At 71.3% G+C, this 20,998-nt stretch carries 21 protein-coding genes and 3 tRNA genes; 17 read left to right on the top strand and 7 right to left on the bottom strand.

Annotated elements, in window-relative coordinates; translation table 11 throughout:
* Positions 1–52 precede the first annotated feature (52 nt).
* A complete protein-coding gene (gene htpX, locus QQX10_RS09980; RefSeq protein ID WP_301119496.1) occupies positions 53–928 on the top strand; it encodes a zinc metalloprotease HtpX in 876 nt (291 codons plus the stop codon).
* A gap of 63 nt (positions 929–991) precedes the next feature.
* On the top strand, positions 992–1,543 hold the full coding sequence (locus QQX10_RS09975) for a cysteine hydrolase family protein (protein WP_301119498.1): 552 nt from the start codon (positions 992–994) through the stop codon (positions 1,541–1,543).
* A 22-nt stretch (positions 1,544–1,565) separates the two neighbouring features.
* Here QQX10_RS09975 and QQX10_RS09970 read toward each other — a convergent pair whose 3' ends face one another.
* Positions 1,566–2,213, bottom strand: a complete 648-nt coding sequence (locus QQX10_RS09970; protein ID WP_301119500.1) for a dihydrofolate reductase family protein — start codon at positions 2,211–2,213, stop codon at positions 1,566–1,568.
* Between the two features lie 94 nt (positions 2,214–2,307).
* Between QQX10_RS09970 and QQX10_RS09965 the strand changes: the two genes are divergently transcribed.
* A complete protein-coding gene (locus QQX10_RS09965; RefSeq protein ID WP_301119502.1) occupies positions 2,308–3,195 on the top strand; it encodes an oxygenase MpaB family protein in 888 nt (295 codons plus the stop codon).
* 50 nt (positions 3,196–3,245) lie between these two features.
* Positions 3,246–4,619, top strand: a complete 1,374-nt coding sequence (locus QQX10_RS09960; protein ID WP_301119504.1) for an HNH endonuclease signature motif containing protein — start codon at positions 3,246–3,248, stop codon at positions 4,617–4,619.
* Here the strand turns inward: QQX10_RS09960 and QQX10_RS09955 are convergent, their stop codons facing one another.
* A complete protein-coding gene (locus QQX10_RS09955) occupies positions 4,620–5,111 on the bottom strand; it encodes a YajQ family cyclic di-GMP-binding protein (protein ID WP_301119506.1) in 492 nt (163 codons plus the stop codon).
* Between the two features lie 116 nt (positions 5,112–5,227).
* Here QQX10_RS09955 and QQX10_RS09950 point away from each other — a divergent pair.
* A tRNA-Tyr gene (locus tag QQX10_RS09950) sits at positions 5,228–5,308 on the top strand.
* A 70-nt stretch (positions 5,309–5,378) separates the two neighbouring features.
* Here QQX10_RS09950 and QQX10_RS09945 read toward each other — a convergent pair.
* A complete protein-coding gene (locus QQX10_RS09945; protein ID WP_301119508.1) occupies positions 5,379–6,821 on the bottom strand; it encodes a sugar porter family MFS transporter in 1,443 nt (480 codons plus the stop codon).
* Between the two features lie 79 nt (positions 6,822–6,900).
* Entirely contained in the window at positions 6,901–8,310 is a 1,410-nt protein-coding gene (locus tag QQX10_RS09940; protein ID WP_301119509.1) for an NAD(P)/FAD-dependent oxidoreductase, read from the bottom strand.
* Positions 8,311–8,508: 198 nt separating this feature from the next.
* Here QQX10_RS09940 and QQX10_RS09935 point away from each other — a divergent pair, with 198 nt between their 5' ends.
* Genes QQX10_RS09935 through QQX10_RS09920 form a run of 4 tightly spaced genes read left to right on the top strand, consistent with a single transcriptional unit; the run spans position 8,509 to position 12,517 of the window.
* Entirely contained in the window at positions 8,509–9,693 is a 1,185-nt protein-coding gene (locus QQX10_RS09935) for a polyamine ABC transporter substrate-binding protein (RefSeq protein ID WP_301119510.1), read from the top strand.
* Positions 9,680–10,828 carry an ABC transporter ATP-binding protein gene (locus tag QQX10_RS09930; RefSeq protein ID WP_301119511.1) on the top strand — a complete coding sequence of 383 codons (1,149 nt, stop codon included), beginning with the start codon at positions 9,680–9,682 and terminating at the stop codon, positions 10,826–10,828. Before QQX10_RS09935 ends, QQX10_RS09930 begins: the two co-directional genes overlap by 14 nt.
* 1 nt (position 10,829) lies before the next feature.
* On the top strand, positions 10,830–11,693 hold the full coding sequence (locus QQX10_RS09925) for an ABC transporter permease (RefSeq protein ID WP_301119512.1): 864 nt from the start codon (positions 10,830–10,832) through the stop codon (positions 11,691–11,693).
* Complete coding sequence (locus QQX10_RS09920; protein ID WP_301119513.1) at positions 11,693–12,517, top strand: ABC transporter permease; 825 nt, start codon at positions 11,693–11,695, stop codon at positions 12,515–12,517. The genes QQX10_RS09925 and QQX10_RS09920 overlap by 1 nt, the downstream gene beginning before the upstream one ends.
* 79 nt (positions 12,518–12,596) lie before the next feature.
* On the opposite strand, the gene QQX10_RS09915 is transcribed toward QQX10_RS09920, so the two are convergent.
* Together QQX10_RS09915 and QQX10_RS09910 are read right to left on the bottom strand one after the other, a co-directional pair.
* Positions 12,597–13,988 carry an aspartate aminotransferase family protein gene (locus QQX10_RS09915; RefSeq protein ID WP_301119514.1) on the bottom strand — a complete coding sequence of 464 codons (1,392 nt, stop codon included), beginning with the start codon at positions 13,986–13,988 and terminating at the stop codon, positions 12,597–12,599.
* Between the two features lie 80 nt (positions 13,989–14,068).
* Positions 14,069–15,328: a winged helix-turn-helix domain-containing protein gene (locus QQX10_RS09910; protein WP_301119516.1), complete on the bottom strand. Its 1,260-nt coding sequence runs from the start codon at positions 15,326–15,328 to the stop codon at positions 14,069–14,071.
* Between the two features lie 117 nt (positions 15,329–15,445).
* On the opposite strand from QQX10_RS09910, the gene QQX10_RS09905 reads away from it, so the two are divergent.
* From QQX10_RS09905 to QQX10_RS09880, 6 genes are all read left to right on the top strand, one after another.
* Positions 15,446–15,521 (top strand) — tRNA-Thr (locus QQX10_RS09905).
* 32 nt (positions 15,522–15,553) lie between these two features.
* A tRNA-Met gene (locus tag QQX10_RS09900) sits at positions 15,554–15,627 on the top strand.
* Between the two features lie 67 nt (positions 15,628–15,694).
* On the top strand, positions 15,695–15,859 hold the full coding sequence (rpmG, locus tag QQX10_RS09895; RefSeq protein WP_301119518.1) for a 50S ribosomal protein L33: 165 nt from the start codon (positions 15,695–15,697) through the stop codon (positions 15,857–15,859).
* 131 nt (positions 15,860–15,990) lie between these two features.
* Positions 15,991–16,560 (top strand): hypothetical protein, encoded by a 570-nt coding sequence (locus tag QQX10_RS09890; protein ID WP_301119520.1) that lies wholly within the window; start codon positions 15,991–15,993, stop codon positions 16,558–16,560.
* 50 nt (positions 16,561–16,610) lie between these two features.
* Complete coding sequence (locus QQX10_RS09885; RefSeq protein ID WP_301119522.1) at positions 16,611–17,057, top strand: FAS1-like dehydratase domain-containing protein; 447 nt, start codon at positions 16,611–16,613, stop codon at positions 17,055–17,057.
* The gene (locus QQX10_RS09880) at positions 17,057–17,488 is read left to right on the top strand and encodes a MaoC/PaaZ C-terminal domain-containing protein (protein ID WP_301119524.1); all 432 of its coding nucleotides are present in this window, start codon (positions 17,057–17,059) and stop codon (positions 17,486–17,488) included. Before QQX10_RS09885 ends, QQX10_RS09880 begins: the two co-directional genes overlap by 1 nt.
* Positions 17,489–17,525: 37 nt before the next feature.
* Here the strand turns inward: QQX10_RS09880 and QQX10_RS09875 are convergent, their stop codons facing one another.
* Positions 17,526–18,590, bottom strand: a complete 1,065-nt coding sequence (locus tag QQX10_RS09875) for a LacI family DNA-binding transcriptional regulator (protein WP_301119526.1) — start codon at positions 18,588–18,590, stop codon at positions 17,526–17,528.
* Positions 18,591–18,699: 109 nt separating this feature from the next.
* On the opposite strand from QQX10_RS09875, the gene QQX10_RS09870 reads away from it, so the two are divergent.
* Together QQX10_RS09870 and QQX10_RS09865 are read left to right on the top strand one after the other, a co-directional pair.
* Positions 18,700–19,947: an MFS transporter gene (locus QQX10_RS09870; protein ID WP_301119528.1), complete on the top strand. Its 1,248-nt coding sequence runs from the start codon at positions 18,700–18,702 to the stop codon at positions 19,945–19,947.
* Positions 19,944–20,993, top strand: a complete 1,050-nt coding sequence (locus QQX10_RS09865) for a UDP-N-acetylmuramate dehydrogenase (RefSeq protein ID WP_301119530.1) — start codon at positions 19,944–19,946, stop codon at positions 20,991–20,993. The genes QQX10_RS09870 and QQX10_RS09865 overlap by 4 nt, the downstream gene beginning before the upstream one ends.
* Positions 20,994–20,998: the final 5 nt, after the last annotated feature.

The following is a 20,998-nucleotide window of genomic DNA, read 5'->3' as shown; positions in this document are numbered from 1 at the left end:
ACCGGCATAGGGTGACATCCGTTCTTCCTGGCGAGGGAACTACGGAGGACCGGTGGGAAAGAAGCACTTCAACGGGCTCAAGACGACGGGCCTGTTCGTGGCCCTGTGGGCCGTCATGCTCACGCTCGGCGTGTTCGTCGGCAACGGCAGCTACCTGTGGCTGTTCGCGCTGCTCTCGGTGATCGGCACGTTCGTCGGCTACTGGAACTCGGACACCCTGGCGATCCGCGCGATGCATGCGCGGCCCGTCACCGAGGTCGAGCAGCCTGCCATGTACCGGATCGTCCGCGAGCTGAGCCGCGAGGCCGCCCAGCCCATGCCGCGCCTGTACATCTCACCCACGGCGGCGCCCAACGCCTTCGCCACCGGGCGGAACCCGCAGAACGCGGCCGTCTGCTGCACCGAGGGGATCCTCGAGCTGCTCGACGAGCGCGAGCTGCGCGGAGTGCTCGGTCACGAGCTCATGCACGTCTACAACCGCGACATCCTCATCGGCTCGGTGGCGGCGGCGTTCGCCGGCATGATCACCGCGGTCGCGCAGATGATGTTCTTCTTCGGCGGCGGCGGCAACAACCGCGACAACCCGTTCGGCGCGATCGGGATGCTTGCCATGCTGCTGCTCGCGCCGCTCGCCGCGACCCTGATCCGCATGTCGATCTCCCGCACCCGCGAGTACGACGCCGACGAGGACGGTGCGGCCCTCACGGGCGATCCGCTCGCGCTGGCGTCCGCGCTGCGCAAGCTCGAGGCCGGGGTGAAGGCACGGCCCCTGCGCGACGACCCGAAGCTCGAGAACGTGTCGCACATGATGATCGCCAACCCCTTCCGCGGGGCCGGCCTGTCGAACCTGTTCGCGACGCACCCGCCGATGGACCAGCGCATCGCGCGTCTCGAGCAGATGGCGCAGGGCCGCGGCTTCCTGCGCTGAGCCTCGGGGCTCGCAAGTGTCGGACCCGGCGCGTAGCGTGGCCGGAGACACGGAGGAGGTCCCATGACGACTCTCGAGGGACGGCCGGCTACGGCGCTGCTGGTGATCGACATGCAGCACGACGTCGTGGTCGCGGCCCACGACCGCGACGGTGTGATCGCACGCATCGCCGCCATGGTGAAGCGCGCGCGCAAGGCGGGTGCACCCGTGATCTGGGTGCAGCACTCGGACGCGGGCATGCCGGAGGGCTCCGAGGGGTGGCGCTACGTGCCCGAGCTCACCATGAAAGCGGGCGAGCCCGTGATCCACAAGCGGTACGGGGACGCCTTCGAGGGCACCGGGCTGGAGGCCGAGCTGGCGAACGCCGCGGTCGGGCACCTCGTGGTCTGCGGCGCGCAGACCGACATGTGCATCCGGTCGACCATCCACGGCGCGTTCACGCGGGGATACGACGTCACGCTGGTCGGGGACTCGCACACGACCGAGGACCTGACGGAGCTCGGCGCCCCGCCCATGGCGGACGTGATCGCGCACACCAACCTCTACTGGGAGTCGCAGCGGGCACCCGGCCGCACCGCGGCGGTCGTGCCGGCCGCCGCGGTGTTCGCCTCGTAGGTCCGTGGAACCGGCGCCGCCCTCAGTCGCGCGGCCGCCGCGTGAACGTCACGTGCGTGACACCGCTCGGGGTGGTGACGGACTCGCTCACGAAGCGGTCCTCGATGCCGTCCAGTCCGGTCCACGGGCTGGTCCCTCGGCCCAGCACCACCGGCACCACCGCGACGTGGAGCAGGTCGACCAGGTCGGCGGCGAGGAACGCGCGCACCGTGGTCGGCCCGCCGCCGACGCGCACATCGAGGCCGTCCGCCATCGTGCGGGCGGCCTCGAGCGCGTCCCGGGGGAGCGTGTCGAGGAAGTGGAAGGTGGTCCCGCCGAGCGTCAGCGCCGGCCGCGGGCGATGCGTGAGCACCACCACAGGCGAGTGGAACGGGGGCTCCTCGCCCCACCACCCCTGCCACGACGCATCGTCCTCCCAGCCCGGGGGGCCGAACTTGCCCGCCCCCATGATCTCGGCTCCGACGCCCTGGTCCCAGCGCGCGGCGAACGCGTCGTCGGGGGTCGGCTCGCCGGGATCCTCACCCATGTTGCGGCGGAAGGTCGCGGTGTCGTGGAACCACTGCATGAGGCGCATGCCGGCGTGGCCGAACGGCGACTCGAGGCTCTGGTCGACGCCGGTCGCGAAGCCGTCGAGGGAGACGGCGAGGTTGTGGACGCGCACCAGGGACATGGGTGCAGTCTCGCACCATGGAGACTCGCCCGCACGGCGTCCGAAAAGTGATCCACCATTCACTTCCGCGCCCGGATGGCGTAGTTTGCGTGGCATGAGACGCGACCACTGGCGGCGGGTCAACGCGGCGCTCGACCCCGAGCGCGACTTCGTCGAGATCTACCGCAACGTCGTCATGCACGAGTTCCCGTGGGACATGAACCAGTCGCTGAGCTTCGCGCTGTTCCGCACCTACGCGGTGCCCGGGATCGGCGGGCTGCTCGACCGCACGGGCGAGTTCACGGCGCGCCCCCAGAAGCGCTACGACGACACGGCGCTGCTGCTCGAGGTCCCCACCCGTGCCGGCTTCGCGGCGCCGGAGGCACGCAGCGCGATCCGCCGCATCAACCAGATGCATCGTGCCTACGACATCCCCGACCACGAGTTCCGCTACGTGCTGTCGACCTTCGTCGTCGTGCCCAAGCGGTGGCTCGACGCGTACGGCAAGCGTGCCCTCACGGACGCCGAGCTCGACGCCTCCGTGCGGTACTACCGGGAGCTCGGGCGGCACATGAACATCACGGACCTGCCCGAGACCTACGAGGGCTTCGCCGAGCTCATGGACGGCTACGAGGCCGAGCATTTCGCGTTCGACGAGGGCGCCCGTCGCGTCGCGGACGCGACCCTCGCGCTGCTGCTGACGTTCCGCCCGTACGTGCCCAAGCGCGCCATGGAGGCGGTCAGCCGGGCCCTGATGGACGATGCGCTGCTGGACGCGCTCGGCTACGCGCACCCGCCGCGCGTGGTGGTGATCGGGTCGCGAGTCGCGGTGCGGTTGCGAGGGGTGATCGCGGGGCTGCTGCCTGCGCGTGCCAAGCCGACCCGGGTCGAGGATCTGCCGTGGATCCGGAGCTACCCGGACGGGTTCCGCGTCGAGGAGCTCGGGACGTTCCCCGGCGGGTGCCCGGTGCCGCACACGCCCACGGGAGGCGGGGATCCCTGAGCGTCCTATTTGTCCGTTTCGATGTCGGACCCCTCCTGTTGACTTGAGGCATGACCTCGACCGCCGCATCCGCAGGGCCCGACCCGCTGGACGCGCTGCGCGCCCGCGTCGAGACCGCCGGCGCCCTCACGGACTGGGATCTGGTGGCGCTCATCTCGGACAGCGTGGCAAGGCGCCGCGAATCCGACCTGATCCTGGCAGCAGCGGTCGCCGAGGCCGGCCGGAGGTCGGGCCCGGGAGCGGGTGGGCTCGCGCGGCGGCGAGGGTTCAGCGGCGTCGATCAGCTCGTCGCCGGGATCACCGGTGGCACGGTCGCCGAGGCTGAGCGTCTGCGCATCCTCGGTTCCTCCCTCGATGGACGCGCGGACGACTCGCCGTCGGGCGCCTCGGTCCTGCCGTACCTGGCGGTGACGGCGCGCGAGGGCCGGATCAGTCCCGATGCCTTCGTGCTGATCCACGGGGTGCTGATGCAGCACCCCGACGCCCGCGACGCGGACGGGCTCCCGGTGGACGCGGCCGTGCGGGAGACCCCGCTGGGGTCGCTGCCGCTGGAGCGGGTCGAGCGGATGGTCGTGGACAAGGCCGTGACCATCCCGCTGCGGTCGGTACGCTCGCTGGTCAGGCGGATCGAGGCGGGGCTCACGCCGCCGCGGGTGGCGGAGGACCGGTACGACGAGCTGCACGCGCTGCGGCAGGCGTCGATCCGCGAGGAGTCGAACGGCATGATCCGCCTCAGCGCTCTGCTCGACCCGCTGACCGCCGCACCCCTGATGGCAGCGGTCGACGGGTACATGAAGCACGCCTACCGCGCCGCGGTCGAGCATGACGCGGTGGACGGGCGCACCCCCGGGCAGCTGCGCGCCGACGCGCTGGGCTGGCTCGGCCGGCATGCCAACGGCTGCGAGCGTCCGCACGATGCGGTGAAGACCACCGTCGTGGTCCGGTTGAGCCTCACGGACCTCGAGTCGGGCCAGGGCCACGGCGCGATCGACGGGATCGACCGTCCGATCCCGATCGGCGTGCTCCGGAGGCAGGCCGCCGACGCGGAGATCATCCCGACCGTGCTGGGCACCCGCTCCGAGGTGCTCGACCAGGGTGCCGCGAAGCGGTTCTTCACCCCGGGACAGCGCCGCGCGATCGCGGAGCGCGACCGAGGCTGCGCGAAGTGCGGGCTCCCGCCCGCGTACTGCGACACCCACCACGTGCGCGAATGGCAGCACGGGGGCAGGACCGATGTCGATGACGGCATCATGCTGTGCGTCCGCCATCACCACATGATCCACCGCGAACGCTGGCGGATCCGGCGCCGGGGCACGGGCTGGCAGTTCATCCCGCCCGCATCGGTGGACCCGCGACAGGAGCCGATCCCCGGTCACCTCGAGCGGACCACGATGGATCCGGAGGAGCTGCGTGAGACCGGGTGACTACCGGAAGTTGACGAACTGCAGCGCGGCGTCGACGTCCGCGCCCTTCAGCAGGGCGATGGTCGCCTGCAGGTCGTCGCGGGACTTCGAGGTGACGCGGAGCTCGTCGCCCTGGATGAGCGCCTTGACGGACTTCGGACCCTCGTCGCGCACCAGCTTCGTCAACTTCTTGGCGACGTCCTGGGCGATGCCCTCCTTGACCTTCGCGACCAGGCGGAACTCCTTGCCCGACGGCACCGGCTCGCCCCACTCGAGCGCCTTCATCTCGATCTGGCGCTTGGCGAGCTTCGAGATGAACACGTCCAGGATCGCCTTGACGCGCTCGGGGCTGTTGGCCTTCATGAGGACGTCCTCGCCGGCGAACTCGATCGAGGCGCCCACGCCCTTGAAGTCGTAGCGCTGCGCGATCTCCTTCGCGGCCTGGTTGAGAGCATTGTCCACCTCCTGGCGGTCGACCTTGCTCACCACGTCGAAGCTGTTGTCCCCGGCCATCCGGCACCTCCTCGCGCGGCCTCCCGCGCATCGTTCCCTGCCGACCGGGACCATGCGAGTAACAAGCCCGGCGGATTCCTTGCTATCCTTCCATGCGCGCCGGTTGACGGCGCACCGGCAGGTTGCCCGAGCGGCCAAAGGGAGCTGACTGTAAATCAGCCGCGCAAGCTTCGGGGGTTCGAATCCCTCACCTGCCACCCACGGGAAGCGCCCCGCCTGATCTCAGGCGGGGCGCTTCCCCGTTCGCGGGAGGGACGATGCGCGGGTTTAGATCCCCGCGGCGGCGTCCTCCTTCGTGTGGGCGTCCGCGTCGTCGCGCATGTCCTCCAGCTCGACGCCGCGCGTCTCCGGCACGCGGGTCATGACGAAGAAGAAGGACAGCAGCGCCATGGTCGCGTAGAAGCCGTACGCGACGGCGAGCGACATGTTCGCGAGCGACGGGAACGTCACGGTGATGAGGAAGTTCGCGATCCACTGCGCAGCGGCGGCGACCGCGAGCGCGGTCGCGCGGAAGCGGTTGGGGAACATCTCTCCCAGGAGGACCCAGACCACGGGTCCCCACGAGGCGCCGAAGAAGACCACGAACGCGTTCGCCGCGATCAGCGCCGCCATCGCCCAGCCGCCCGTCAGGGACGCGTCCCCGCCCGCGTCGACCGTCGCGGTGGAGAACGCGACCGCCATGATCCCGAGCGACACGGTCATGCCCGCGGAGCCGATGAGCAGCAGCAGCCGGCGCCCGATCTTGTCCACGAGCGCGATCGCGATGATGGTGACGACGATGTTGGTGACGGAGGTGATGGTCGAGGTGAGGAAGGCGTCGTCCTCGGTGAACCCGACGGACTTCCACAAGGTGGTCGAGTAGTAGAAGATCACGTTGATGCCGACGAACTGCTGGAACACCGAGAGCAGGATGCCGGTCCACACGATCGGATGGAGACCGAACGCCCGCCCCTTGAGGTCGCGCAGCGACCTCTTGTCGTCCTTGCCGAGCGAGAACCGGATCTGGGCGACCTTGTGCGCGGGCTCCTCCTCGCCGGTGAAGTCGACCAGGACCCGTGAGGCCTCGTCGTCACGGTGCTGCGCCACCAGGAACCGCGGCGACTCCGGCAGCCGCAGCGCGGCGATGCCGTAGACGAGCGCCGGGATGATCGCCATCAGGAACATCCAGCGCCAGGCCTCGAGGCCGAACCACAGCTCCTGATCCGCGCCGCCGGCGGACGTGGCGAGCACCTGATCGCTGAGCAGCGCCGCGAAGATTCCGAGCACGATCGCCATCTGCTGGAGCGAACCGAGCCGTCCTCGGAACGTCGCGGGCGCGACCTCGGCGATGTACGCGGGCGCGATCACGGAGGCCGCGCCGATCGCGAGGCCGCCCGCGACCCGCCAGCCGATGAGGTCCCAGATGCCGAAGGCGAAGCCCGAGCCGATCGCGGAGGCGAGGAACACGATCGCCGAGATGACCATCACGCGGATCCGCCCGTAGCGGTTGCCGAGCGAGCCCGCGAACCACGCTCCCACCGCGCAGCCCAGCAGCGCCGAGGCGACGGCGAAGCCGGTGAAGGTCTCGGTGAGCTCGAACTGCCCCTGGATGGAGTCCACGGCGCCGTTGATGACCGACGAGTCGAAGCCGAACAGGAAGCCGCCGAGCGCGGCTCCGATGCTGATCGCCACGACGCGCCCGTGCAGTCGCGGCTTGTGCTGGTCCGTCACGGCGTCGCCTCCGTTCGCACCCCGATGGTGCCCCTGGGTCCGACGCTAGCCCCTGAGGGGCCGATCCGCCCGGCGGCGCTCAGTGCCCGCCCATCAGCGGTGACATCGCTCGTGCGACAAGGCTCTCGCGGCCCGTGATCCGCTCCTCACGGTCGGCGATCGCCATGGCCCGGAGCCCCGCGTTGGCCCCCGCCCAGCGCAGCGGCTCCGGCTCCCAGCGACGCGACCGGTGCCCCACCCACGGCAGCGTCGTGAGCGCGGTGTCCTCGCCCAGGATGAGGTCCCTGAGGGTGCGTCCGGCCAGGTTCGTGGTGGTGACGCCGTCGCCGACGTACCCGCCGGCCCAGCCGATCCCGGTCCGAGCGTCGAACCCGACCGACGCATGCCAGTCGCGGGCGATCCCCAGCGCGCCGCCCCACGCGTACGGGAACGGCACCCCCTCGAGGGCCGGCAGCATCTCGGCGACCGTCGCGCGCAGCGCCGCGTGCACGCGGTCGGCCGCGCGCTGCCGGAGCGCCGTCGACGAGCCCCAGCGGTACGGGGCGCCCCGGCCGCCGAAGACCAGGCGGTCGTCGGCGGTGCGCTGCCCGTAGACGATGAGGTGGCGATGGTCGGAGAAGGTCTCGCGTCCGGCGAGGCCGATGCGCTCCCACACCTCCGCGGGGAGCGGCTCGGTGGCGAGCACCAGCGACTGCACGGGGATCACCGCGCGACGCGAGCCCGGCAGGCCCGGCGTGTAGCCCTCGGTCGCGCGGACGATGTGCCGCGCGCGGACCGTCCCACGCGGGGTCGTCACGCGGCGCGGGGCGATCGCGGTGACCGCGGTCGCCTCGTGAACCCGGACCCCGCGGCGACGCACCGCGGCGAGGAGGCCGCGCACCAGGCGGCCGGGGTGGATGGCGGCGCAGTCCGGCGTGTACGTCGCGCCGAGCGTGCCGGCGCCGTCCAGCCGGGCCCGCGCATCGTCCTCGCCCAGCAGGACGAGGTCGTCCTCGGCTCGGCCCCACCGCCGCGCCTCCTCGACCTCCGCGCGTGCCCGCGCGAGCTGCACGGGCGTACGCGCCAGGACGATGGTGCCGCCCTTGGCGGCGCCCGCGTCGATGCCCTCCTCGGCGGCGACGCGGAGGAGCTCGTCGACGGAGGCGCGCATGGCGGCGTGCTGGCGCATCGCGGCCTCGGGCCCGTGCTCCCGCGCCAGCGTCGAGAAGGAGCTCGGGAACAGGGCGGACGCCCAGCCGCCGTTGCGTCCCGAGGCTCCGAATCCGGCGTGGTAGCGCTCGAGCACGACGATGCGCAGGTCGGGTCGTGCGCGGGCCAGGTACAAGGCGGTCCACAGCCCGGTGAAGCCCGCCCCGACGATCGCGACGTCGGCCTCGGTGTCCCCCGTCAGCGGATCCGAGGGAGCGAGGGGCTCGTCGAGCGTGGCCAGCCAGAGCGAGCGGCGAGGGTGCGAGGGCGCGAGCGTACCCGCGGCGTTCGAGGGCGTCACCGAAACAGTCTCGGTTCCTCGAAATCGGGCGGCAATATTGCGGGGATATTGTCCGGACATCTCGTTTCGTGCGCCGCGCACAGCCGGGCAGAACGCCCGGGGGCATACGAGTTTCGTTGTGCGGGCACGTGGCGTGATGCAACCATCTGCTCACTCCCTGTTGGTCGACCGGGTGCGCCCGGAGTGAAGGAGGTCGACGTGTCTGAGGTCACGCCGCCGGAGGAAGGCAACAAGAAGGGCATCTCCCGCCGAGGTCTGATGATCGGCGGCGCCGCCGGCGCAGCGGGCATCGCGGCGGTCTACTTCATGGGTCGTGGAGGCGGCGGTGGCAGCAGCGCCACGGACTGCATCACGACCGACCTCTCCGACACCGAGGCGAAGCTGAACGTCTCGAACTGGCCGGAGTACATCGACGAGGACGACGGCGACTACCTCTCGACTCTCACCGAGTTCCAGCAGACCTCGGGCATCGAGGTGGCGTACACGCCCGACGTGAACGACAACGTCGAGTTCTTCGCCAAGGTGCGCAACCAGCTGGGCGCGTGCCAGCCGACCGGGCGCGACCTGTTCGTGCTCACCGACTGGATGGCCGCGCGCATGATCGACGCCGACTGGATCCAGCAGCTGGACAAGGCCAACGTGCCGAACCTCGACAAGAACCTCATCTCCTCCCTGCAGGGTCCCGGCTGGGACCCCAACCGCGACTACTCGGCGCCGTGGCAGTCCGGCTTCACCGGCATCGCCTACAACAAGTCGCTCGTCGGCGAGGTCGGCTCGGTCAGCGAGCTGCTCACGCGGTCGGACCTCAAGGGCAAGGTGACCATGCTCACCGAGATGCGCGACACCATGGGCCTGCTCCTGCTGGCCGAGGGCGCCGACCCGTCGAACTTCACCGACGACCAGTGGGGGAACGCCCTCGACAAGCTCGCGAAGGCGCGCACCGACGGTCAGATCCGTGCCTTCACCGGCAACGAGTACATCAACGACCTCGCGGCGGGCAACATCGCCGCGTGCGTCGCGTGGTCGGGCGACGTCGCCGCCGCGGAGGACGAGAACCTCGTCTTCCTGCCGCCGGAGGAGGGCCTGATGATCTGGTCCGACAACATGCTCGTGCCGGTCCAGGGCACCCACAAGGCCAACGCGGAGAAGTGGATCGACTACTACTACGACCCCGCGGTCGCCGCGAAGCTCGCCGCCTACGTGTGGTACGTCTGCCCCGTCGAGGGCGCCCGCGAGGAGATGGAGAAGATCGATCCGTCGCTCGTCGACAACCCGCTCATCTTCCCGACTGCGGACTACCTCGCCCAGACGCACGGCTTCATGGCGCTGGACGAGGCGAAGGCCTCGCAGTACGAGAAGGACTTCGCGGATGTCACCGGCTGAGCAGGCTCACGGCGATCTGAAGCTGTCGGGTCTGCACAAGCGGTACCCGAACGGCTTCACCGCGGTGAAGTCGCTCGACCTGGTCATCCCCCAGGGCTCCTTCTTCGCCTTGCTCGGTCCCTCGGGGTGCGGCAAGACCACCACCCTGCGCATGGTCGCCGGCCTCGAGACGCCCACCGCGGGCACCATCGAGATCGGCGCCAACGACATCACCCACGAGAAGCCGTACAAGCGTCCCGTGAACACGGTGTTCCAGAACTACGCGCTGTTCCCGCACCTCACGATCGCGGAGAACGTCGAGTTCGGGCCCAAGCGTCGGGGCGTCAAGGACACGCGGTCTCAGGTCAAGGAGATCCTCGAGCTCACCGAGCTCACCGAGCAGGCGGCCAAGAAGCCGGCGCAGCTCTCGGGCGGCCAGCAGCAGCGTGTCGCCCTCGCTCGTGCGCTGATCAACCGGCCCGAGGTGCTCCTGCTCGACGAGCCGCTCGGCGCGCTCGACCTCAAGCTGCGCCGCGCCATGCAGATGGAGCTCAAGCGCATCCAGGAGGAGGTCGGGCTCACGTTCGTCCACGTCACCCACGACCAGGAGGAGGCCATGACCATGGCCGACACGGTCGCGGTCATGAACGAGGGTCGGATCGAGCAGCTCGGCACCCCCTACGACCTGTACACGAACCCGCGCACGACGTTCGTCGCGAACTTCCTCGGGCGCTCGAACCTGGTCAAGGGCACCGTCCTGGGCCGTGAGGGCTCGGGGGACGACGAGGTGGTGAAGGTCGACATGCACGGCACGGTGGTGTCGATCAAGGCCGGCCGGGTCCACACGGACTCGTCCGAGGGGTGGATCGGCATCCGTCCCGAGAAGGTCCTGATCCAGCCGGCGGGCACGCCCGTCGACGCGCCGGGCGGGTACTTCGCCGGCGCGGTGGTCACCGAGGCGAGCTACATGGGCACCTCGACCGAGTACCGGCTGCGGATGCCCTGGGGCCAGGAGCTGATCTGCTTCGAGCAGAACACCGGCCGCCGCGGCGGCCTGGTGCCGGTCGGCACGCAGGTCGACGTCTCCTGGCGGCCCGAGTTCGCGTTCCTCCTGGACTCCTCGCAGGATGCCGAGGCCGGGCTCGAGGAGGACTGACGTGGCCTCGCTGCAACGGGTGTTCGGCAAGAACGCCGCCTACCTGCTCATCGGGCCCGCGGCCATCTGGCTCGCGCTGTTCTTCCTGTTCCCGATGCTGTCGCTGCTCACCACGTCGCTGTCGGACCCCGCGGGCAACCCGATCACCGGCTACGACCTGACCTGGCGGATCCAGAACTACCTCGAGGCGCTGGGCGACTACTGGCCCTACCTGCTGCGGTCGCTGCTCTACGCGGGCATCGCCACCGTGCTGTGCCTGGTGCTCGGCTACGTCCTGGCCTACGCGATCGCGTTCAAGGCGGGGAGGTGGAAGACCGTCATGCTGGTGCTGGTGATCGCGCCGTTCTTCACCTCGTTCCTGGTCCGGACCCTGTCGTGGAAGCTGATCCTCGCGGACAACGGCTGGCTGGTGGAGACGCTCAAGGCGCTGTGGATCCTGCCCGAGGACGGTCGCCTGCTCGCGACGCCGATCGCGGTGGTCGCGGGTCTGACGTACAACTTCCTGCCGTTCATGATCCTGCCGCTGTACACGAGCCTCGAGAAGATCGACCCGAAGCTCAACGAGGCGGCGGCGGACCTGTACGCCAGCCCGTTCCAGCGCTTCGCCAAGGTGATCTGGCCGCTGTCGCTGCCGGGAGTCGTCGGCGGCACGCTGCTCACGTTCATCCCGGCGACCGGCGACTACATCAACGCGGAGCTGCTGGGCAGCCCGAACACGCAGATGGTCGGCAACAAGATCCAGGCGCTGTTCACCACGGCGAGCGACTACCCGCACGCCTCGGCGCTGTCGGTGATCCTCATGGTGATGATCGTGGCGATGGTCCTGTACTACGTGCGGAAGGCCGGAACGGAGGACCTGCTGTGATGACGCGCCTCGGCCGCTGGGTCGGCAAGCACCTGATGATCACGCTGGGCCTGCTGGTCCTGCTGTACATGTACATCCCCAACTTCATCGTCGCGCTCATGTCGTTCAACGACGCGTCGCAGTCGCGGAACCTGTACCAGTTCCAGGGGTTCACCTGGGACAACTGGCTGAACCCGTGCGACCCGCTCGGCATGTGCGAGTCGCTGCGCGTGTCGATCAGCATCGGCCTCGCGGCCACGCTGGTCTCCACCATCATCGGCACGCTCGCGGCGTTCGCCCTCGTCCGGCATCGCTTCGAGGGCCGGTCGACCATGAACCTGGTGCTGTTCCTGCCGATGGCGACCCCTGAGATCGTGATGGGCTCGTCGCTGCTCGCGCTGTTCGTCGCGGCGGGCTTCGGCGGCCAGCTGGGCTTCTGGACCATCCTCATCGCGCACATCATGTTCTGCATCTCGTTCGTGGTGGTGACCGTCCGGTCGCGCCTCGGCGGTCTGGACTCGAACCTCGAGAAGGCCGCCATGGACCTCTACGCGGACGAGTGGCAGACCTTCTGGCGCATCACGTTCCCGCTGGTCTTCCCGGGAATCCTGGCGGCGGCGCTGCTGGCGTTCTCGCTGTCCTTCGACGACTTCATCATCACGAACTTCACGTCGGGCCAGACGGTGACGTTCCCGATGTTCGTGTGGGGAGCCGCGCAGCGCGGCGTCCCGATGCAGGTCAACGTGATCGGCACGCTCATGTTCCTGGTGGCGCTCGGCGCCGTCATCGGCGGCGAGGTCATGTCGCGCCGCCGGGCACGGGGCCGGGTGCGCGCCGCGTCCTGAGCGAGGCGCACGACGACGGGGGACGATGCGGTGACCACCGCATCGTCCCTCGTCCGCGTCTCCCCCGTGCCGTGGGAGGTCAGAGCATCGCGGATGCGCGCGTCAGGACGTCGCGCAGGATCGACTCCATCTCGTCGAACTCCGCCTGGCCGATGATCAGCGGCGGGGAGAGCTGGATGACCGGGTCCCCACGGTCGTCGGCGCGGCAGTAGAGGCCGGCCTCCCACAGCGCGGGGGAGAGGAAGCCGTAGAGGATGCGCTCGCACTGCTCGTCGGTGAGGGTGGCCCGCGTCGCCTGGTCCGTCACCAGCTCGATCCCGTAGAAGTAGCCGTCGCCGCGCACATCGCCCACGATCGGGATGTCGAGCAGGCGCTCGAGCGTCGCGCGGAACGCGTCCCGGTTGTCGCGCACGTGCTCCAGCACCCCCTCGGTCTCGAACAGCTCGAGGTTCTTGAGCGCGACGGCGGCGCCCATCGGGTGGCCGCCCCAGGTGTACCCGTGCGCGAACATCGCGCCCGGCTCCTGGAACGGCTCCATCAGCCGTGCGGACGCGATCATCGCGCCCATGGGGGCGTAGCCCGACGTGAGCCCCTTCGCCGACGTGATGATGTCGGGCTGGTAGCCGAAGCGCGTCGAGCCGTACATCTCACCCAGGCGGCCGTAGGCGCAGATCACCTCGTCCGACACCAGCAGCACGTCGTACCGGTCGCAGATCTCCCGGACCCGCTGCCAGTAGCCGGGCGGTGGCGGGAAGCACCCGCCCGCGTTCTGGACGGGCTCGAGGAAGACCGCGGCGACGGTGTCCGGACCCTCGTTCTCGATCGCGATCGCGATCTGGTCGGCCGCCCAGATGCCGAAGGCCTCCGGGTCGGAGCCGTCGAGGTAGCCGCTGGTGATCTCCGATGCGCGGTAGAGGTTCGTGTTCGGCACCCGGAAGGTGGACGGCACGAGCGGCTCGAACTGCTGCTTGAGGCCGGGCAGGCCGGTGATGGACAGGGCGCCCTGGGTGGTGCCGTGGTAGGCGACGGCGCGGCTGATGACCTTGTGCTTCATCGGTCGGCCCGTGAGCTTGAAGTAGTTCTTCGCGAGCTTCCACGCCGACTCGACGGCCTCGCCTCCGCCCGACGTGAAGAACACGCGGTCGAGATCCCCCGGCGCGTACCCGGCCAGCTTCTCCGCGAGCTCGATCGCCGGGACGTTGGCGTACGACCACAGCGGGTGGAACGCGAGCTCGCGGGCCTGCGCGGCCGCCGCGTCGGCGAGCTCGGTGCGACCGTGGCCGAGCTGGTTCACGAACAGGCCGGCGAGCCCGTCGAGGTAGCGCTTGCCGTGCTGGTCGTAGAGGTACGCGCCCTCGCCCCTGACCACGATCGGCACCTCGGCGTCCGCGTAGCGCGCATGCTGCGTGAAGTGCATCCAGAGGTGGTCCTTGGCGGACTGCTGAAGACGTGCGTGATCCATGCGCTCCATGCTCGCGCGGCCGCGTGTCCGGGGGCAAGCGACGGCCTGACGGGGATTCGGGCCGCGTGGCACGGTCTGTCCGGATCGGGTCAGCCTGCCTCGACGGCGCGGTCGAGCGCTGACGCGAGCGTGCCGCGCGGCGCCACCTCGATGTCGGGCAGGCCGAGCCACCCGGACATCAGCCGGAGCTCGGACGCCAACGCCGCGGCGACCTCCGCATCGTCCCGCCTGCGCGCTCCCGGCGCGCGGCCCGGCTCGCGCCACGCGGCCTCGACGCCGAGCACGCCGTCCCTGCGTCGCGCCTTGAGGTCGACGCGGGCCTCGAAGCGGTCGCCCAGGAGGAACAGGAGGCAGTAGTAGCCGAACTCCCGCTTGTCCGCCGGGGTGTAGATCTCGATGCGGTAGTCGACGCCGAACATCCGCAGCAGCCGCGGCCGGAACCAGCACACCGGGTCGAACGGGCTCAGCAGCGCGCTCGCGGTCGCGCGGCCGGGATCCTCCGCTCCTGTCGCCAGCAGCGCCGGCTCGCGCCAGCCGTCCACGTCGACCCAGGAGGCCAGCCCGCGCTCGACCGCAGACGTCGCCCATGCGGCGCCGCGCGGTCCGGAGCCGGACGTCGCGGGCGACGTGAGCCGGAAGTGGTCCGCGAGGTCGCGCACCGTGCCGACGCCGGTCGCGGCGAGGGCGCGGTCGAACAGCGCCTGCTGCGCGGCGTCCGGGTCCATGGCCCACGCGTCGCCGTCGTGCGCGCCCACATGCCCCCAGGCGCGCTCGGGGGCGTCGTAGGTGCGCCGGAAGTGGTCCGCGCGGCTCGCGGCGACCTCGCCCGTCATGAACAGGTACTCGAGCGCCGTCTTCACGTGGCTCTCGTCCCACCAGGGGCCGCGCCGGCTCTCGCGCGGCGCGAGGTGCTCGAGGTCGGCTGCCGTCACCGGACCGTGCACCTGGACCGCCGCGCGGACCTGGTCGAGCAGCCCCGGACGCTCGGCCTCGAGGCGGTCCAGGGTGCGGGCCTTCCACGAGCTCGAGCGGCGCATCCGGTGGTGCAGCTCCGGTAGCAGGTCGCGGGGCATCACCGACGCCTCGTGCCCCCAGTGCTCGAAGTTCTCGCCCGAACCCCAGAGCCACCGGTCGAAGCGGTCGCGGTCGTACGGTCCGTACCGCGAGTAGATGGGCAGATGGTGGGCGCGCGCGAGCACGTTGACCGAGTCGAGCTGCAGCACGCCCTGGCGCTCGAGGTAGTCGCGGAAACGCGCGGGTCTGGGGCGTCCGGCGGGGCGTCGGCGCGCGAGCGACTGCGCCGCGAGGTGGATCCGCCGCGCCTCGGCGGGGCTCAGGGAGGCCGTCACGCCTGCCACTCTAGGGGCGGCCTCCGACATCCCGACGCGGCGCCCGACGGACCCCGGGAACGGAGCCGGCGGCCGATTTCACTTTTGGGTCGCGCGGCGTGTAACCTATTCCGGCTGGCCCCGATAGCTCAGTCGGCAGAGCGTTTCCATGGTAAGGAAAAGGTCCAGGGTTCGATTCCCTGTCGGGGCTCCAAGTCCGCCGTCACTCACGTGGCGTCGGCACGCGGCGGGGTAGCTCAGCTGGTTAGAGCGCACGACTCATAATCGTGAGGTCGCGGGTTCGAGCCCCGCCCTCGCTACGGAACAGGCGATCCGCCTGACCATGCGCCTTCGCGAGGCGCGTCCCTACAAGGCTGGGAGAGAACCATGGCCAAGAACGACGTCCGTCCGAAGATCACGCTCGCGTGCACCGAGTGCAAGGACCGCAACTACATCACGCGCAAGAACCGCCGCAACAACCCTGACCGTGTCGAGCTCTCCAAGTTCTGCCGGAGGTGCGGCAAGCACACCGCGCACCGCGAGACGCGCTGATCGCAGCAGATCGATCCGAACCCCCGTCGCCCCTCAGGGCGGCGGGGGTTCGTCGTCTCTGCGCGCCTCCCGCGGCGCGCGTCGGACGACGGCCATACTGGCCCCGAGGGAACGCTTGAGGGAGCGCCGCCATGTCCGAGGGGCAGCATCTGCTGCTCCGGATCCGTCCGGAGCGCATCGAGAGGGACGATCGCCTGGAGGCGTATCGCTTCCTCCACTACTGCGTGTCCGCGCTGGTCGAGGTCTACGTCGGAGCGGTCGGGCACGAGCGGGTCGGCGTGCTGTCGGCGGCCGGCGTCGAGGGCGACGTCGACACCCTCGAGGAGGCGCTCCGCGAGCTCCACCACCGGCGCACCAGCATCGTCACCCCCGCGCCGCTCCTGGTCGTGGTGCCGACCCTGCTCCACCTGCTCCACGAGGAGGGCGACGCCATCGCCGCGCAGCGGCGCCGACGGGTGGCGGTCGACCTGGTCTCGCGCGGGCCGCAGCATCGGATGCACCTGGTCACGGGGCTGACCGTCGAGCCGCCGGGGCTCGAGCAGCGCGCGCGGGCCGCCGCGCCCGCATCGATCCTCTCCGCGGTCGAGACCATCGACCTCGAGGGCGGCGCCGATCTGAGACCGGTCTTCGCCGTGCTAGCGGCCTTCACCGGGCTCGATCCCCGGCCGGAGGGGATCGCACGCGCCCTCGCCCTCCTGTGACGCGAGGGCGCCGCCCTCCCCACGCATCGTCCCTTCGCTAGGGTGGGAGCGTGCCAGTGAACACCGAAGCCGTGGGCCGCGCGTACGGCCCCCATGAGCCGTACGAGGTCACGCGCGTCAAGATCCGCGAGTTCGCCGACGCCGTCGACGCGTACTCCTTCGCGCACCGCAGCGAGGAGGCGGCCCGCGCCGAGGGCTACGCCGACGTGGTCGCGCCGACCACCTTCGCCGTCGTGATCGCGCAGCAGGCCGAGTTCCACGTGGTGACCGACCCCGAGGTGGGCGTCGACTTCTCGCGCGTGGTCCACGCGGACGAGCGCTTCACCCACCACCGTCCGATCGTCGCGGGCGACCTGATCACCACCACCGTCCATGTCGACGCCATCAGCCAGCGCGGCGGCATCTCGATGGTCACCACGCGCACCGAGCTGGTCGACGCCGACGGCGCGCCGGTCTCGACGGTCCGCAGCACCCTCGCGGTGCGAGAGGAGGCGTGATGACCGCCGAGAACCGGCCGTCCTTCGAGGGGCTCGAGGTGGGCGAGGTGGTCGCCTCGCGCACCGTCGAGCTCAACCGCGACACCCTGGTCCGCTACGCCGGCGCGTCGGGCGACTTCAACCCGATCCACTACAACGACGTCGTGGCGGAGTCCGTCGGCCTCCCCGGCGTGATCGCTCACGGCATGCTCACCATGGGCACCGCCGCCTCGGTGGTCGAGGAGTGGTCCGGGCCGGGCAACGTCGTCGACTACCAGACGCGCTTCTCGCGGCCGATCCCGGTGCCGAACCCCGGCGCCGCGACAGTCGCGATCACCGCGAAGGTGGGCGCGCTCGATGCCGAGGCGCGCACGGCGCGCATCGACATCGCGGTGGAGTTCGACGGCCAGAAGGTGCTGGGCAAGGCGCAGGCCGTGGTGGTCTGCGCGTAGCGCGGGACGATGCGCGGGCGGGCCGGACCCGGCCGCGTCAGCCGCGCGGCGGCGCGGTCGAGGTGCCCGGTCGGAACGTCAGCGGCAGGGTCACCGGCTCGGGGGTCTCGCCCGCGAGCAGGGCCTTCACGAGCGCGGCGAGCGCGTGCCCCTTGGCCTCCCCGTCCTGCAGCTGCGTGGTGATCTCGAGCGGTGCGATCCAGGGGAGGTCGAGGCCGTCGAAGCCCGTGACCGAGAGGTCCGCGGGAACCTCCAGCCCGCGCTCCCGCGCGGCCAGCACGGCGCCTCCCGCGAGCAGGTCCGACTGGCACACCAGCGCGGTGGGGCGGGCCTCGTGCCCGAGGGCGATCTGCGCCGCCGCGAGGCCTTCACCCACGGTCGAGGCGCGGGCCTCGACCACGACGCAGGGCGCGACGCCGGCGTCCTCGAAGGCGCGCAGACGATGGTGGACCGGGGTCCAGGCGGTCTGCGCGAACGCCTCGTCGAGGGTGAGCTCGCGCGTGGTGCCGTCGACCCCGGCCGGCAGGGTGATGGTGCCGATCCGCTCGTGACCCAGGTCGCGCAGGTGCCGGATCAGCTCGGCGGTCGCCGTGCGGTCGTCGATCAGGACCACGCCGGCGCCGGCTGGGGGCTCACCCTCGACCACCGCCGTCGGAAGGCCGCGCCGGCGCAGGATGTCGAGCGCCGGCTCGTCGTCATGATCGCGCACCCTCAGCAGCACCACCGCGTCCATGGCGGCGGTGTCCAGCAGCGACCGCTCGCCCGGCTCGCCCGTCGGCGTGGGGATCAGCAGCACGCCGAGGCCCATCTGGCCGAGGTCGCCCACCAGGCCGTCCATGATCCGCAGCATCAGAGGGTCGCGGAAGGACAGCTGGAGGCGCTCGTGGATGACCACACCCACCACGCCGGTCCGGCCGGACCGGAGCGCGCGCGCGTGCGGGGACGGTCCCGCGTAGTCCAGCTCGGCCGCCGCGCGCTCGACCTTGGCGCGGGTCTCCGCGGTGAGCGGACCCGCACCCGAGTAGGTCAGCGACACCGTCGACAGGGACACCCCCGCGCGCGCGGCGACGTCGGCCATGGTGGGGCGGCGGGTGCGAGCCATCGGGGCCCTCTCTGTCGGGTGCCCCCAGCGTAGCCGTGCGGGACGCGGTGGCCGCCGCTACCGTGGAGAGGGTCGCGGACGCCGTAGCGGCGACGTCGGGGGGAGTCGCATGGACGCAGCTGAGCCCGACGCGCGCCGGGTGCGCGCCGCACGCGCGGGCATCCTCGTGCTCTTCGTCGGCATGGGCCTCATGCTGGGCACCCACGTGTCCCGGGTGCCGAGCGTGCGCGACGCCCTGGGGGTCACGCCCGCGCAACTGGGTGCGCTGTTCATCGCCGGATCGATCGGCGGGCTGATCGCGTTCTCGCTGCTCGGCGGGCTGGTCGCCCGGCTCGGCTCCCTGCTCCTGCTGAGGCTCGCCTCGGTCGCCGTCGTCGTCGGGTTCGGCGGGATGGCGCTCGCCGCGCACCTCGGGTCGCCGGCGGTCTTCGGCGCCGCGATGTTCGTCACGCTGGGCTCCTTCGAGACCGTCAACGCGCTGGCGAACGCCGAGGCCGCCACCGTCGAGCGCATGGTGGGGCGCTCGATCATGTCGCAGTTCCACGCCGCCTTCGCGCTCGCCCTGCTGGCGGGCGTGGGCATCGGCGCGCTGTACTCGGGTGCGGGGGTCGCCGTCCCGGTCCACTACCTCGTCAACGTCGGAGTCGTCGGCCTGGCGTTCCTCGCGTGCGCGCGCCTCGCCATCCTCGACGGCGCGCCGGCCGCGGCCGACAGCGCGGAGAGGGCGGGCGGGATCTTCGTCACGCTGCGCGTGGCGGCGCGTGAGCGTCGGACCCTCGCGCTGGGGCTGATCATCTTCTGCGCCTTCACCATCGAGATGAGCGCCAACAACTGGCTCCCGCTCACGCTGGTCGACGACTTCGGACGCACCGAGGCGCTCGCGGCCCTCCTCTACGCGGCGCTGGTCGTGGCGCAGAGCGCCGTCAGGGTCGTCGGCGGGCGGCTCATCGACCGGCTCGGGCGCGTCCGGATCCTGCGGGGCAGCGCCGTGCTGGTCGCGGCGGGTGTGCTCCTCATCGCCCTCGCCCCCGGGTTCTGGGCCGTGCCGATCGCGCTGCTCCTGTGGGGCGCCGGTGCCGCGCTGGGGTACCCGCTCGCGATCTCGGCCGCGGCGGACGAGCGGACCAACGCGACGGCGCGGGTCGCGGCGGTGGCGGCGTTCGGCACCATCGCGGGTCTGACGATGCCGCAGGCGATCGGGCTGCTCGCCGAGGGCCTCGGGCTGCGGCTCTCGCTCCTGCTCGTCGTGGCCGTCGCCGGCGCGATGCTGCTGCTCGCGCCCGCCGCTCGCCCCCTCCCCGCGCCCGCCACGGGTGTGGAGGAGGGCGAGGGCGCCGCCGATACGCTGGAGGCATGAACCTTGCCTCCCTCACCACGCTGCGCGTGGGCGGTCCGATCGGCTCGCTGGTCGAGGCGGGCACCGAGGCCGAGCTCGTCGACGCGGTGCGCGCGGCGGACGCGGACGGCACGCCGCTCCTGGTGCTCGGCGGGGGGTCGAACCTGCTGGTCGGGGACCGCGGCTTCGACGGCGTCGTGGTGCGCGACACCCGCGCGGACGTGTCGCTCGCCAACCACGGCTCATGCGGGGGGCTCGAGATCACCGCGACCGCCGGCACCCCGTGGGACGCGCTCGTCGCCCAGGCCGTCGGCTCCCAGTGGAGCGGCTTCGAGGCGCTGTCGGGGATCCCCGGCTCGACCGGCGCGACCCCGATCCAGAACGTGGGCGCCTACGGAGCGGAGGTCGCCGACATCATCGCGCTCATCCGCACCTGGGACCGGGAGGACGGCGCGCTGCGCTCCCTGCCCCTGGTGAAGGCGCAGTTCGGCTACCGCGACTCGATGCTGAAGCGGACGATGACCGACGGCCCCTGGGGCCCGACCCCGCGCTACGTGGTCCTCGACGTCACCTTCCACACGCGCATGGCGAGCCTGTCCGCGCCCGTCCGATACCAGCAGCTCGCGACCGCGCTCGGCGTGGAGCTCGGCGCGCGCGTGCCGATCGTCGACGTCCGCGCGGCCGTGCTCGAGCTCAGGTCGTCGAAGGGCATGGTGCTCGACCCCGCCGATCACGACACCTGGAGCGCCGGCTCGTTCTTCACCAACCCGATCGTCCCCGCGGGCTCGCTTCCCGAGGGCGCGCCGGCGTACCCGGTGGCGGGGGAGGGCATGGTCAAGACGTCGGCCGCCTGGCTGATCGAGCGTGCCGGGTTCTCCCGGGGCTTCGCCGCCGCACCGGACGCGGCCGCGTCGCTCAGCACCAAGCACACCCTCGCGCTCACCAACCGCGGGGGAGCGAGCGCCGCCGACATCGTCGCCCTCGCCCGCGCCGTGCGCGACGGGGTGCGCGAGCGCTTCGGCATCACCCTGGTGCCCGAGCCGGTGACCGTCGGCGTCGAGATCTAGCGGCG

Source organism: Demequina lignilytica, from assembly GCF_030418305.1.
GTDB lineage: Bacteria > Actinomycetota > Actinomycetes > Actinomycetales > Demequinaceae > Demequina > Demequina lignilytica.
The sequence above is the reverse complement of the archived record's forward strand: the minus strand, read 5'-3'. Positions and strand labels throughout refer to the sequence as shown.

Bases quoted from the DNA above. Each gene is read 5' to 3' on its own strand.
- QQX10_RS09975 (WP_301119498.1), top strand. From the start codon at position 992: ATGACGACTCTCGAGGGACGGCCGGCTACGGCGCTGCTGGTGATCGAC.
- QQX10_RS09970 (WP_301119500.1), bottom strand. From the start codon at position 2,213: ATGTCCCTGGTGCGCGTCCACAACCTCGCCGTCTCCCTCGACGGCTTC.
- QQX10_RS09965 (WP_301119502.1), top strand. From the start codon at position 2,308: ATGAGACGCGACCACTGGCGGCGGGTCAACGCGGCGCTCGACCCCGAG.
- QQX10_RS09960 (WP_301119504.1), top strand. From the start codon at position 3,246: ATGACCTCGACCGCCGCATCCGCAGGGCCCGACCCGCTGGACGCGCTG.
- QQX10_RS09955 (WP_301119506.1), bottom strand. From the start codon at position 5,111: ATGGCCGGGGACAACAGCTTCGACGTGGTGAGCAAGGTCGACCGCCAG.
- QQX10_RS09930 (WP_301119511.1), top strand. From the start codon at position 9,680: ATGTCACCGGCTGAGCAGGCTCACGGCGATCTGAAGCTGTCGGGTCTG.
- QQX10_RS09920 (WP_301119513.1), top strand. From the start codon at position 11,693: ATGACGCGCCTCGGCCGCTGGGTCGGCAAGCACCTGATGATCACGCTG.
- QQX10_RS09915 (WP_301119514.1), bottom strand. From the start codon at position 13,988: ATGGAGCGCATGGATCACGCACGTCTTCAGCAGTCCGCCAAGGACCAC.
- rpmG (WP_301119518.1), top strand. From the start codon at position 15,695: ATGGCCAAGAACGACGTCCGTCCGAAGATCACGCTCGCGTGCACCGAG.
- QQX10_RS09890 (WP_301119520.1), top strand. From the start codon at position 15,991: ATGTCCGAGGGGCAGCATCTGCTGCTCCGGATCCGTCCGGAGCGCATC.
- QQX10_RS09880 (WP_301119524.1), top strand. From the start codon at position 17,057: ATGACCGCCGAGAACCGGCCGTCCTTCGAGGGGCTCGAGGTGGGCGAG.
- QQX10_RS09875 (WP_301119526.1), bottom strand. From the start codon at position 18,590: ATGGCTCGCACCCGCCGCCCCACCATGGCCGACGTCGCCGCGCGCGCG.
- QQX10_RS09870 (WP_301119528.1), top strand. From the start codon at position 18,700: ATGGACGCAGCTGAGCCCGACGCGCGCCGGGTGCGCGCCGCACGCGCG.
- QQX10_RS09865 (WP_301119530.1), top strand. From the start codon at position 19,944: ATGAACCTTGCCTCCCTCACCACGCTGCGCGTGGGCGGTCCGATCGGC.